General features: G+C 50.7%; 12 protein-coding genes. 9 read left to right on the top strand and 3 right to left on the bottom strand.

Annotation, left to right across the window (positions count from 1 at the left end):
• Window positions 1–419 precede the first annotated feature (419 nt).
• The gene (locus QLH52_RS22640) at window positions 420–560 is read left to right on the top strand and encodes a hypothetical protein (protein WP_155931185.1); all 141 of its coding nucleotides are present in this window, start codon (window positions 420–422) and stop codon (window positions 558–560) included.
• Window positions 561–754: 194 nt separating this feature from the next.
• On the opposite strand, the gene QLH52_RS22635 is transcribed toward QLH52_RS22640, so the two are convergent.
• Window positions 755–1423, bottom strand: coding sequence for a Bax inhibitor-1/YccA family protein (locus QLH52_RS22635; protein WP_171695947.1), 669 nt, complete (start codon window positions 1421–1423; stop codon window positions 755–757).
• Between the two features lie 126 nt (window positions 1424–1549).
• On the opposite strand from QLH52_RS22635, the gene QLH52_RS22630 reads away from it, so the two are divergent.
• From QLH52_RS22630 to QLH52_RS22610, 5 genes are read left to right on the top strand one after another with little or no spacing between them, the layout of a single operon-like run.
• Window positions 1550–1942 (top strand): group II truncated hemoglobin, encoded by a 393-nt coding sequence (locus tag QLH52_RS22630; protein ID WP_033155379.1) that lies wholly within the window; start codon window positions 1550–1552, stop codon window positions 1940–1942.
• A gap of 5 nt (window positions 1943–1947) precedes the next feature.
• Window positions 1948–3852 carry a bifunctional diguanylate cyclase/phosphodiesterase gene (locus tag QLH52_RS22625; protein ID WP_319963043.1) on the top strand — a complete coding sequence of 635 codons (1905 nt, stop codon included), beginning with the start codon at window positions 1948–1950 and terminating at the stop codon, window positions 3850–3852.
• On the top strand, window positions 3839–4504 hold the full coding sequence (locus tag QLH52_RS22620) for a transglutaminase-like cysteine peptidase (RefSeq protein ID WP_319963042.1): 666 nt from the start codon (window positions 3839–3841) through the stop codon (window positions 4502–4504). Before QLH52_RS22625 ends, QLH52_RS22620 begins: the two co-directional genes overlap by 14 nt.
• Window positions 4501–5235, top strand: a complete 735-nt coding sequence (locus QLH52_RS22615) for a M48 family metallopeptidase (RefSeq protein WP_319963041.1) — start codon at window positions 4501–4503, stop codon at window positions 5233–5235. Before QLH52_RS22620 ends, QLH52_RS22615 begins: the two co-directional genes overlap by 4 nt.
• The gene (locus QLH52_RS22610) at window positions 5235–5714 is read left to right on the top strand and encodes a protein disulfide oxidoreductase (protein ID WP_319963040.1); all 480 of its coding nucleotides are present in this window, start codon (window positions 5235–5237) and stop codon (window positions 5712–5714) included. Before QLH52_RS22615 ends, QLH52_RS22610 begins: the two co-directional genes overlap by 1 nt.
• Window positions 5715–5737: 23 nt before the next feature.
• Here QLH52_RS22610 and QLH52_RS22605 read toward each other — a convergent pair whose 3' ends face one another.
• Entirely contained in the window at window positions 5738–6145 is a 408-nt protein-coding gene (locus QLH52_RS22605; RefSeq protein WP_319963039.1) for a PilZ domain-containing protein, read from the bottom strand.
• 4 nt (window positions 6146–6149) lie between these two features.
• The gene (locus tag QLH52_RS22600; protein WP_033155385.1) at window positions 6150–6794 is read right to left on the bottom strand and encodes an FHA domain-containing protein; all 645 of its coding nucleotides are present in this window, start codon (window positions 6792–6794) and stop codon (window positions 6150–6152) included.
• Window positions 6795–7044: 250 nt separating this feature from the next.
• On the opposite strand from QLH52_RS22600, the gene pta reads away from it, so the two are divergent.
• From pta to QLH52_RS22585, 3 genes are read left to right on the top strand one after another with little or no spacing between them, the layout of a single operon-like run.
• Window positions 7045–9174: a phosphate acetyltransferase gene (gene pta, locus QLH52_RS22595; RefSeq protein ID WP_319963038.1), complete on the top strand. Its 2130-nt coding sequence runs from the start codon at window positions 7045–7047 to the stop codon at window positions 9172–9174.
• Complete coding sequence (locus QLH52_RS22590) at window positions 9171–9698, top strand: DUF2380 domain-containing protein (RefSeq protein ID WP_319963037.1); 528 nt, start codon at window positions 9171–9173, stop codon at window positions 9696–9698. The genes pta and QLH52_RS22590 overlap by 4 nt, the downstream gene beginning before the upstream one ends.
• Before the next feature lie 24 nt (window positions 9699–9722).
• On the top strand, window positions 9723–10928 hold the full coding sequence (locus QLH52_RS22585) for an acetate/propionate family kinase (protein ID WP_319963036.1): 1206 nt from the start codon (window positions 9723–9725) through the stop codon (window positions 10926–10928).
• Window positions 10929–11068: the final 140 nt, after the last annotated feature.

Here is an 11068-nt window from a genome sequence, read left to right as displayed (position 1 = left end):
CTCGGGCTTCAATAGTCCAAGGTCCGATACGGCATCCAGTGACCCAAACCTGAGGTGCCCCTCAGGCATGTTTTTCGAGATTTTATTATCTCCTGAAAAACACGGGTGGATAATACAAGGTCCCTTTTGCGTCTATTAACCGCAGCACCAGAGTATAAGTCCGATCCGATAATATCCGCTTAAACGTTTTTCAAAAATCAGCGTCCGCCAGCTAGAGTCATAGCCTCTGAAAAAAAATTTTTAGCAAACAACATTAAGGTCCAATGTTAAGTCTCTGAAGATACGTAACATTGAAAAATCGCGCGACAGATGTCGTTTAAAAACCACTTGAAATCCTTGTTTAACATAGGAAAATCGCGCCCGAAGCGGGATTTTTTTAGACGCTGTTCACACTTTATTCGATCAACTGAGGAGGCATTATGAAAATTGCACTTGTCGCTATGGCCGGAGTCACTATCGGGGCGCTTATAGCTATTTCAGCTTTTCAATTATTGAAAGTCATTTTTCAAGAAATGTACAAAATGGCAGCTGAAGCTTGGTATAGCCCCGAACAACATTAAAGAGGCCCATATACATCCTTGCGGACGGGTTAAGTAACAGGCGAAAACCAGCCCTTCGCTCGCCCCCCAGCTTTAATGCCCATACTCAAAAAAAATGCCCCGCCGGCTTCCCGACGGGGCATTTTCTTTATCAACGTTGCTCTAACAGCCCGCTTTGTCTAGCACGCACTGTGATAAGACATTTGACCGAATTATCAGTCGTTACCACCGAATACGCCCAACAGTTGAAGTAAGCTGGTGAACAGGTTGTAGATGGACACGTACAATGACACGGTAGCTAAAATGTAGTTGGTTTCGCCGCCGTGGATGATTTCACTGGTTTGATACAAAATCATACCGGACATCAACAATACGAACATCGCAGAAACCGCCAACGACAGCGCGGGTACCGAGAACAGTAACGCAGCCAAACCCGCGAAGAACGCTACCAGAACGCCCACCATCAGGAAGCCGGCCATAAAACTAAAATCCTTGCGGGTGGTCAAGGCATAGCCTGACAAACCAAGGAAAATCACGCCGGTACCGCCCAGTGCGGTTAAAATCAGTTCATGACCGTTGCTGAACGCATGTATATACATGTTTAAAATCGGCCCCAAGGTCATCCCCATGAAACCGGTCAATGCAAACACAAACACCAAGCCCAAAGCACTGTTACTGAAACGGGTGGTTAAAAACAGCAGGCCGAAATAGCCTACCATGGTGATAATCAAGCCCGGATGCGGCAAATCCAGCGTCATGGCTACCGCAGCCATAGCAGCGCTGAACAGCAAAGTCATCGATAGCAATAAATAAGTATTCTTTAAAACCTTATTGGTCGCCAGTATGCCGGCTTCCGAACGAGCAGTTGCAGTATTTAAACGCATGATCAGTTATCCTCTCAAAGTTACAAGTAATGCTATGACCGCGCAACGGCCCTGGAGTTTCAAGGCATTGTCGGTACCGTCTGCTAGTATACCTAAAGAAATTGCACATACGAGGTTAAATAGGACATGAGCCCCACCCCCTACGAGTTAATCGGCGGCGAGAATGCGTTGCGCAGCCTGGTCGACAGATTCTACTTTTACATGGATATTCTGCCGGAAGCCCAGGGCATCCGGGCCATGCATGCCCCCAGCTTGGCAAGCGCCAAAGACAAATTATTTAAGTTCTTCTCCGGCTGGCTGGGCGGCCCCAATTTGTTTATCGAAGAATTCGGCCATCCCATGCTGCGCGCCAGACACTTTCCGTTTCAAATTGGCGAATCGGAGCGCGATCAATGGATGCTATGCATGAACAAAGCCTTGGATGAAATTGAGACAGACCCACGCCTGCGCGAAAACATCCGTACCGCCTTACAACAACTCGCGACGCATATGATCAATCAAGAAGCCACGGGAAGCTGAGCCAAATGTCATTATCCAAGCAATTGTTAATCCTGATATCCGCGCTGTTTTTGATGATTTTCAGCGTCAATTTCGCATTGAGCGTCAACAACATCAAGGACTATCTGGAAGGCGAATCAAAAAACCACGCCCAAGATACGGCCACCTCGCTGGGTCTATCGCTTAGCCCTTACATGGTTGATAACCGCGACCCGGTGATTAAAACCATGATGAGCGCCATTTTTGATATGGGTTATTACAAGGAAATCAGGCTGGTCGACGCCGACAACAAAGAGCTGGTAGCCCTGAGCAGCGACAAACGCATAGAAGGTGTGCCGGACTGGTTTACGGAACTGCTGCCCATGACATCGGCCACCGCCGAAAGCGAAATCAGCTCGGGCTGGAACATGAGCGGCGTGATCTACGTGACAGTCAACTCCGGCTATGCCTATTTAAAACTGTATGAGCAAGCCAAATCCGGATTTTATTATTCCCTGGCGGCATTTTTACTATCCATTGCCCTGTTAGCCTTGTTATTGCGCGTCACGCTGGCATCGCTAAGTAGAATCGATTTACTGGCTCAGCAGATCAGCGACGGCCATTTCGAAAGCATCGAAGCCTTGCCCTGGACCCGCGAAGTGCGCAACGTGGCGGCATCAATGAACACCATGTCGCATAAGATCAAAACCACGATAGCAGCGTTGCATGGCAAGCTGGATCAAATGGGCGCCAGCCTGTTACGCGATGACTTGACCGGGCTGTATAAAAAGTCCGTGTTCGAAACCGACATGAAAAATTTGGCATTGGAAGACGCCGATGCCTTTGTGGTTTTGATAAAAATCGATAGTTTGGTCGATCTGGTCAAAGAGCGCGATAGCGACGTGATCGATCAATTCTTACAAGCGTTTGCCGCCATCCTGGGAAAAATCGCCGATCTGGCTGGAGCACAAGCCGGCAAAGCTTATCGATTCTACGGCGCCGAATTTGCACTCGTGCTGAAGCTTGGGAATGCGGAACAATTGGAAGGGTTGATGAAAACCTTGAGCAACGAAGTAACCGAATTAGGCGAACGTTACCAAAAAACCGATTTGGCCCACATTGGCGTGGTTGCTTTCAATCCGCTGCTGACCACCGAAATTTTATTGGAAGCCGCCCACGAAGCTTATGAACAAGCCCATCTGATCGGCACTAACAGTTATTTCATCCGCACCGGCGATAATTTTGCGCGTGATATTGCCACCTGGAAGGACTTGGTCTTCGATTGCGTCGATAACGACGGTTACTCGGTTTGGTATATCGGCCAGATCGCCGCATTCAGTAGCGGCGAACTGTTGATGGAAGAGGCTTTCATTCAGGTACACGATAAACAAGGCGGCCTGGTGGCCATCGGTCCATTCATCTCGATTGCCGAAAAATTCGCCAAAATCGTCGACCTGGATAAAGGCGTCATTCGCATCGCGTTGGAGCATATTCGACACAACCACATTGAACACGCCATCGCCGTCAACGTATCGACCCGCACTATCAAAAACAGCGATTTCCGGCTCTGGTTGGAAAAACTAATCAAACAAAATCCGGCGGAAGCCAAAAAGCTGGTATTCAGTTTGTCGGCTTATGCCGTCGTCAAGGATATAGACGCCTATCAGGCCTTCATAGAGACTGTGCATGCTTGGGGCGCCAGGGTGATGATCAAACGCTTCGAAACCCAATCCATGTCGGCGGAATTGGTCAAACGCCTGAAACCGGACTTTATCCGCCTGGCCCGCGACATCGGCAACGGCATCGACAGTTCCTCGCAAAAACACGCTTTTGTGCAAACCATGCAAGAAATTTCCACATTGCTGGATATTTCCATCTTGGCGGAGAACGTGCAATCGGATCAGGATTATCGCCGCTTAAAGGCGATAGGAATCGTCGGTGCCAGCCGTTAACAAAAGCGCAATCAACGGATTAGCCGTTCTCGTCTTCAGCCTATGTTGCGGCATTGCGCTGGCAGCCAGCCTGTTAATCGATCAGAGCCTGCTGGATAGAGTCGAAAAAAAATACGGTGCGGCCGCCAAGCAACGTTTTGTGGACTGGCAAAGTTTGATCGAGAACGGCAAGAGCTGGCCTGAAGCAGAGAAATTGGAGCGGGTGAATAATTTTTTCAACGGTAACGTCGAGTTTGTTGACGATATTATCCTGTGGCAAAAAACCGATTACTGGGCGGCACCTACCGAGTTTCTGGCTAAAGGCGCCGGCGATTGCGAAGATTACTCCATCGCCAAATATTTTACTTTGGTAGAAATGGGCGTCGATGAAAGTAAACTGCGGATTACCTACGTCAAGGCTTTGGAACTGAATCAGGCGCACATGGTATTAACCTATTTCGACTCGCCGCGCGCAGTGCCCTTGGTGCTGGACAATCTGAAGCCGAGCATAGTCCCGGCTACGCAGCGCATCGACTTGCAGCCCGTGTACAGCTTCAACGGTACCGGCTTATGGCTTGCCAAAAGCAAAGGCTCCGGGCAACATGTCGGCGGTTCGGACCGCTTAAGCATGTGGACCGAGCTTAAATTAAGAATGCTGGAATCGCCTTTTTGAACAAGCAAACCGCCCCCTTACCTTACAAGCTGCGCCGCAGCAGCCGGGCCAAAAACACCCGCATCGTGGTCACCGCCGACAAAATAGAAGTGGTAGCCCCGCTCAAAGTGTCCGAACGGCGCATTCAGGATTTTGTGCAAGCCCAAAAAGACTGGATAGAAGCCGCACTAAAGCGCGTCGCCGGCAGAGTGCAAGCCGCCGCCCCCAAGCTAGCACCAAGCGAGTATCGGGATGGCGCGCATATACCCTACCAAGGCCGCCGCTTACCGCTAAAAATCACCACCGGCAAAGCCAAAACGGTCCGCATCGAGTTGCTTAACGACGAGATGTTTTGGGTGAAATTACCGGTTGGGATTGCCGATGAACAATACTCCGCACTGATCCAGCAAGCGTTGACACGTTGGATGAAAAACCAGGCCAAACAGCATGTCCAACTATGGGTCGATCTGCACGCACCGCGCTTTGCCCTGTTTCCGCGCAGCATCCGCATCAAAACCCAAAAAAGCCGCTGGGGCAGCTGCGGTCCGCAAAACGACATCAATATGAATTGGCTACTAATGCTGGCTCCGGCCGCCGTTTTGGAATACGTGGTAGTCCACGAACTTTGCCACATCAAACACAAAAATCATTCTCCGGCTTTTTGGCAATTGGTTGGCGAACACCTACCCGACTTTAAACAACGCCGGCTCTGGCTAAAACAGCACGGAGCCAGCGTGATGCAAGGCTTGTAATGCTGAAAAAGTTGGGATTTTATATATTTGCGGCACTGTTTATCTTTGCGGGGCAATTTTTAGTCCATCAGGATTTGGTCAGCGGCACCCCGCCACCCATAGTGCAAACCACACTGACCGGCGAAAACCCCATGCAACGCATAAGTAAAGGACCAGCTGTGTTGTATTTCTGGGCGGAATGGTGCGGGATATGCCGAAGCATGCAGGGCAGCATCAGCAACATAATGCGGGATTATCCGGGATTGACGGTAGCGGTGCGCTCGGGCGACGACGGCACCTTACAGAACTATCTGAACGACAAACAACTGAACTGGCCGGTTGTGAACGACAACAGCTGCAATCTCGGTCAACGCTATGGGATTAGAGGCGTGCCGGCTGTATTTTTTATTAACGCCGCCGGCGAGATTGTCTTTACGACAGTAGGCTATACGTCGGAATGGGGTATGCGTATTAGACTTTGGCTGGCAGGATTGAGCTGATTTTATCGAGGAAACAATCCGGATTAATGATCGGCTTGTTCAGCCAAATCACCCAGGGCCGCCAAATCACCCAGGGCCGCCAATTCCCGCTCCAGCAACTCGCTATCGCCCAGGTTGAGTTCCACCAATCGGCGTAAGTTGGAAATGCTGTCTATATCGATATGCACGCATTTAAAACCCACCCTGTTGGCATCGGCATGAGTTGCCGCCACTTCCATGCTAATACTGATTTCTTCGGATAAATCGAATTTCAAGTTATATAAGGTATCGGCCTGACCGGCTAAGGGCTGCTCACAATCCAACAGGCAACCGCGCAGGGACAGATCAATAATTTTGCAAGGATAGGTTTGCCCCGAACCGGTTAACACAGCCCCTGTATGGTAAAAAATCCTATGAAAACGGCGTTTATCATCGCTTTTTTCAAATGTCATACGCTTAATCCAAGAAAAATTGCATTGAGGTACTATCAACGACAATCACATCGTTGCGTTGCAACTGTACGGTGCGGTCGCCTAAGGGCTCATCGTTAATCGCCAGCCCCTCATGCCCTTGCAAGGCGGAAAGGAAATAGCCGTCCTTGCGTCTGGCTATCACAATAACCCCTGCGCCTTCGTGGCCCAGGCGGGTCATGGCTTTCTTCAAGCGCAGAATTCGACCGATATGCATGCCGTTCAATACTTGCAAATTGGCTTCGGGGGATTTGACGGCATCTTCCAGCTTTTCATTTAAGGCCCGCACGTCTGCATCGCCAAAGTCGGCTGGCGTCGATACCAGGACTTTTTCCGAAAATTCATCGGTCGTGTTGTAGACGATATAGTGCTTGCCGATATTGATGATGTCGTTGTTTTGCAGACTCCATTCTTTGGTGTGCTGATCGTTGACCAACAGCGGAAATTTTTCGTTCAATTGCTTGAGAACGCAAGTGCCGTCTTTAATCACGGCAACGGCATGCGCGGGCGCGACGGCAAGACTATCAACCACTAGGTCATTGGTTTCATCACGACCAATATGCACTACACCAGAATCAAAAACACCTGTATGGATTGCATTGTCTTTAAAATAAACGGTAAATTTCGCCATCTCTGTTGTTCAAGTAATCCCTGCGCCCGGCTAGTAGTATAGCCATTAAAGCCAAGCTTGCAGATTAATCAATAATTATTTTGATATTACATTATTTTTTAAATCCAAACCTATGATAGCCAAAGACTATATGCATGCATCCAACACCCCTGCGGTGCCCGAATAAATAAAAATATACAGTCGCCAAGCGGCGCCCCATGTGGCAACATCCACGGTTAGACTTTTCCATCAATACATTAAGTCATCGATCATGAATCCAACTCAGCCCCAAGCACCAAGCGAGCCCTTGATTTCGCAAGACATCTATATTGCCGGTGTCGACGAGGGTAACGGTAAATCCTTGATCATGTTGGCCATCATCGAAATGTTATCCGGCTACGCGGACAATATCGGTTTTTTTCGGCCCATTATTCAAAGCGATACCGACAAAGACGATTTGATTCAATTCATTAGCCACCGCTATCAGCTCTCCATGCCGTACGATGCCATGTATGGCTGCACCAGCGCGGAAGCCAGGCAGCTCTTGGCAAACGAACAGTACGACGAACTGCTGAAAACCATTCTGGCCAAATACCGAGCGTTGAAAGCCCGTTGCGATCATGTGCTCTGTGTCGGCAGCGACTATCGACACGGCAATGCCATTTCCGAATTCGATTTCAACGCCGATGTCGCCAACAATTTGGGCTGCCTGATGATGCCGGTTATGCAGGGCGAAAATCGTAGCGACGAACAAATTTTAAACGGTTTGGCCAGCCTGAAACATTCCATGCACGAGCACGATTGCGAATCGCTGGCCACAGTCATCATCGGTGTCGCGCAAAATCAAATTGCCAGCCTACGCCACAGCTTGAATCATTCCAACGAATTTCCGGTGTACGTGGTGCCTGCCGAATCGTCCCTGGAAAAACCCACCATCGGCAACATTGCCAAGGTCATAGGCGCGAAAGTATTTTCCGGCGAAAACGCCACCATGAGCCGCGAGGTGTACCACTACAAAGTGGCGGCCATGTTGGTGCCTGACTTTCTGGACTATGTGGAAACCGGCGACTTGATCATCACGCCTGGCGATAGATCGGACATCATCATGGCCAGCCTGATGGCCTACAACTCCAGTAACTATCCGCAAATCGCCGGCTTGATATTAACCGGCCACCAACAGCCTGCCCCGCAAGTGCAAAAATTGATCGATGGCCTGGGCGGCACACCGTTTGCGGTACTCGGCGTGGATTCCGACACCTTCACCACGGCTATGCAGGTCAGCCAGGTCACCGCCCGCCTGCATTCGCAAGATGACCGCAAGATCGCCACCGCGCTGGGATTAATCGAAAGTAACATGAACATGGTGGAACTGCGGCTGCGGCTGTGCAGCAAGGTTTCGCATAAAATTACGCCTTTGATGTTCGAATACGACCTGTTGCAGCGCGCCAAGGCCAAGAAGCAACATATCGTGCTACCGGAAGGTAATGAAGAACGGATTCTGCGCGCGGCGGAGATTTTGCTGCTGCGCGATGTCGTGAAAATCACCCTGCTGGGTAACGAAGCTGAGATCCGGCAAAAAATCCAGGCCATGGCCTTGAAGATGGACAATGTCAACATCATCGACCCGATAAAATCGGATCTGCGGCCGCTGTTCGCGGAAACCTATTACCAAGCTCGCAAACATCGGTGTATTGTTTACGATACTGCCTTCGACCTAATGGCCGATCCCAGCTATTTCGGCACCTTGATGATACATCTTTCTTATGCAGACGGCATGGTATCCGGCGCGGTGCATTCGACTCAACATACTATTCGTCCGGCCTTCGAAATCATTAAAACCAAACCCGGCGCGTCCATTGTTTCCAGCGTGTTTTTCATGTGCCTGGAAGATCGCGTATTGGTCTATGGCGATTGTGCGGTGATTCCCAACCCCAACGCCACGCAATTGGCCGACATCGCGATTAACGCCGCCGAAACGGCACGCATGTTCAACATCGAGCCGCGCGTTGCCATGCTGTCCTACTCCACCGGCGAATCCGGCAAGGGCGAAGCGGTGGACAAAGTCAGAGACGCCGTCAAAATCGCTCAAAGTCTGCGTCCGGACCTACAGCTGGAAGGCCCGATGCAATACGATGCCGCCGTAGACGCCAGCGTCGCTAAAACCAAATTACCCGACAGCCAAGTCGCCGGCCGCGCCACAGTATTGATTTTTCCGGACCTGAATACCGGCAACAACACTTATAAAGCGGTACAACGTTCCTCCGGCGCAATCGCTGTCGGCCCCATCCTGCAAGGCTTGAACAAACCGGTCAATGATTTGAGCCGCGGCTGCACAGTGACAGACATCGTCAACACCGTCGTCATCACCGCGATTCAAGCCCAGGAAGCCGACAAAACATGATGTATAAAACGCTATCAAGCAGTTTGCTTTTTTGCCTTCTAAGCTTTAATTTGCAGGCACAGACCCGCATCGCCGTCCTGGATTTTGAATTGAAAGACCTGACACTGGCACCCGGCGTCCCCGCTGAATTGCAAAGAACCGCGTCAATCAAACCGCTGCTGGAACAAGAATTAGCCCGCGCCGGCTATGTAATCGTAGCCATACCGCACCAGGCGCAGCAAGCCGCCAATAGCGGCGTTGGCTATTTGTTCGACCATGCCGACGCCGCCGCGCAACTGGGCAAGCTATACCAAGCCGACTACATTTTGATCGGACGGTTACATAAACCCAGCTTTTTATTCGCATATCTAATGGGGCGTTTGGTCAAGGTAGACAATGGTAGATTGGTCGGCGATTACATTGCCGAATCCAAAGGCCCCAACGCCAGCCTGACCATCAAAGCCGTGGAAAGCCTGACCACGAAAATCGATCATGATCTGGAGCGCCACTACAGCCCACCGCCACCGGCGAAGCTTGTACATTAATCATCCCACCCTTTTACGATATTCATGAAAATCCTGGTGCTCAACGCCGGCAGTTCATCGGTTAAATACAGCTTATTCGAGATGTCTGATCGCTCGGTGCTGATCGCCGGTATCATCGAACGTATCGGCGAAGATGCCGCTAGCCATAGTTATGCGCTGGCGAATAATGACCGGACACGTGACGAAATCAATTGCCGCAACCATCAACAAGCCTTGCAATTGTTGTTCGAAACACTGGCTGCCTGCCGCGTTTTGACCGACCGCCGCGAACTGGCCGGCATTGGTCATCGGGTGGTGCATGGCGGCGAACATTTTCGTGAACCGGCCTTAATCGATGCGCAAGTGATGCAGCGCATTGCCGAAGTGATCCCATTGGCGCCGCTGCATAACCCTGCCAATCTTTTGGGCATTGAGGAAGCCATCCGGCAAATGGGCGAGACGCCGCAAGTGGCGGTGTTCGATACGGCATTTCATCAAACCCTGCCGGGTTATGCCTACCGCTATCCACTGCCCGAACATCTTTATACCGATCATGGCGTCAGACGTTACGGCTTCCACGGCACCTCGCACCGCTATGTTGCCGAGCAAGCCGCGCAGTATCTCAGCAAGCCGTTGTCGGAAACCAATCTAATCACCCTGCATCTGGGCAACGGCGCCAGCGTCACCGCCATCCAAAACGGTCGTAGTATCGATACCTCGATGGGTATGACGCCGCTGGAAGGTTTGATGATGGGCAGTCGCTGCGGCGACATCGATCCGGCAATCCATTTTTATCTGAACCGTACGCTGAATTTGTCCAACGAGGCTATCGAAACCCTGTTAAATAAAGAAAGCGGTTGCAAAGGGATTTGCGGCGAGAACGATATGCGGGCCATACACCGCATGGCCGAATCCGGCGACGAGGATTCTAGGCTGGCGTTAGCGATGTACGCCTATCGCATCAAAAAATACATCGGCGCTTACTTTGCGGTGCTGGGTAGGGTCGATGCCTTGGTATTTACCGGCGGCGTCGGCGAGAACGATGCCTGGCTGCGCGAACAAGTGTGTCTGGATATGACCCTCTTCGGGATTGCCATAGACCAGGAAAAGAACCGAAAACCGGTTAGACCATGCGACAGCATCAATCCAGCCAACTCCGGAGTGGCGATATTGGTGATTGCCACGAACGAGGAACTAGAAATTGCAATCCAAGCCATGCAATGTCTGGAACTGCCGCAGACCCTAAATTAGCAGGGCTTAGGCGCAAATTACTCCGCGTTATCAACATCGCCGGGAATAAGTATTTCATTCCGACGCTAAAAGAAACATTTCCGTAATATTTCAACCATATGATCTCGAGAGCGGCCCGCATCGCCCTTTCGGAACTATTG

The organism is Methylomonas defluvii, assembly GCF_033949435.1.
GTDB lineage: Bacteria > Pseudomonadota > Gammaproteobacteria > Methylococcales > Methylomonadaceae > Methylomonas > Methylomonas defluvii.
The sequence above is the reverse complement of the archived record's forward strand: the minus strand, read 5'-3'. Positions and strand labels throughout refer to the sequence as shown.

Bases quoted from the DNA above. Each gene is read 5' to 3' on its own strand.
- QLH52_RS22625 (WP_319963043.1), top strand. From the start codon at position 1,948: ATGTCATTATCCAAGCAATTGTTAATCCTGATATCCGCGCTGTTTTTG.
- pta (WP_319963038.1), top strand. From the start codon at position 7,045: ATGAATCCAACTCAGCCCCAAGCACCAAGCGAGCCCTTGATTTCGCAA.
- QLH52_RS22605 (WP_319963039.1), bottom strand. From the start codon at position 6,145: ATGACATTTGAAAAAAGCGATGATAAACGCCGTTTTCATAGGATTTTT.
- QLH52_RS22630 (WP_033155379.1), top strand. From the start codon at position 1,550: ATGAGCCCCACCCCCTACGAGTTAATCGGCGGCGAGAATGCGTTGCGC.
- QLH52_RS22635 (WP_171695947.1), bottom strand. From the start codon at position 1,423: ATGCGTTTAAATACTGCAACTGCTCGTTCGGAAGCCGGCATACTGGCG.
- QLH52_RS22590 (WP_319963037.1), top strand. From the start codon at position 9,171: ATGATGTATAAAACGCTATCAAGCAGTTTGCTTTTTTGCCTTCTAAGC.
- QLH52_RS22600 (WP_033155385.1), bottom strand. From the start codon at position 6,794: ATGGCGAAATTTACCGTTTATTTTAAAGACAATGCAATCCATACAGGT.
- QLH52_RS22585 (WP_319963036.1), top strand. From the start codon at position 9,723: ATGAAAATCCTGGTGCTCAACGCCGGCAGTTCATCGGTTAAATACAGC.
- QLH52_RS22640 (WP_155931185.1), top strand. From the start codon at position 420: ATGAAAATTGCACTTGTCGCTATGGCCGGAGTCACTATCGGGGCGCTT.
- QLH52_RS22610 (WP_319963040.1), top strand. From the start codon at position 5,235: ATGCTGAAAAAGTTGGGATTTTATATATTTGCGGCACTGTTTATCTTT.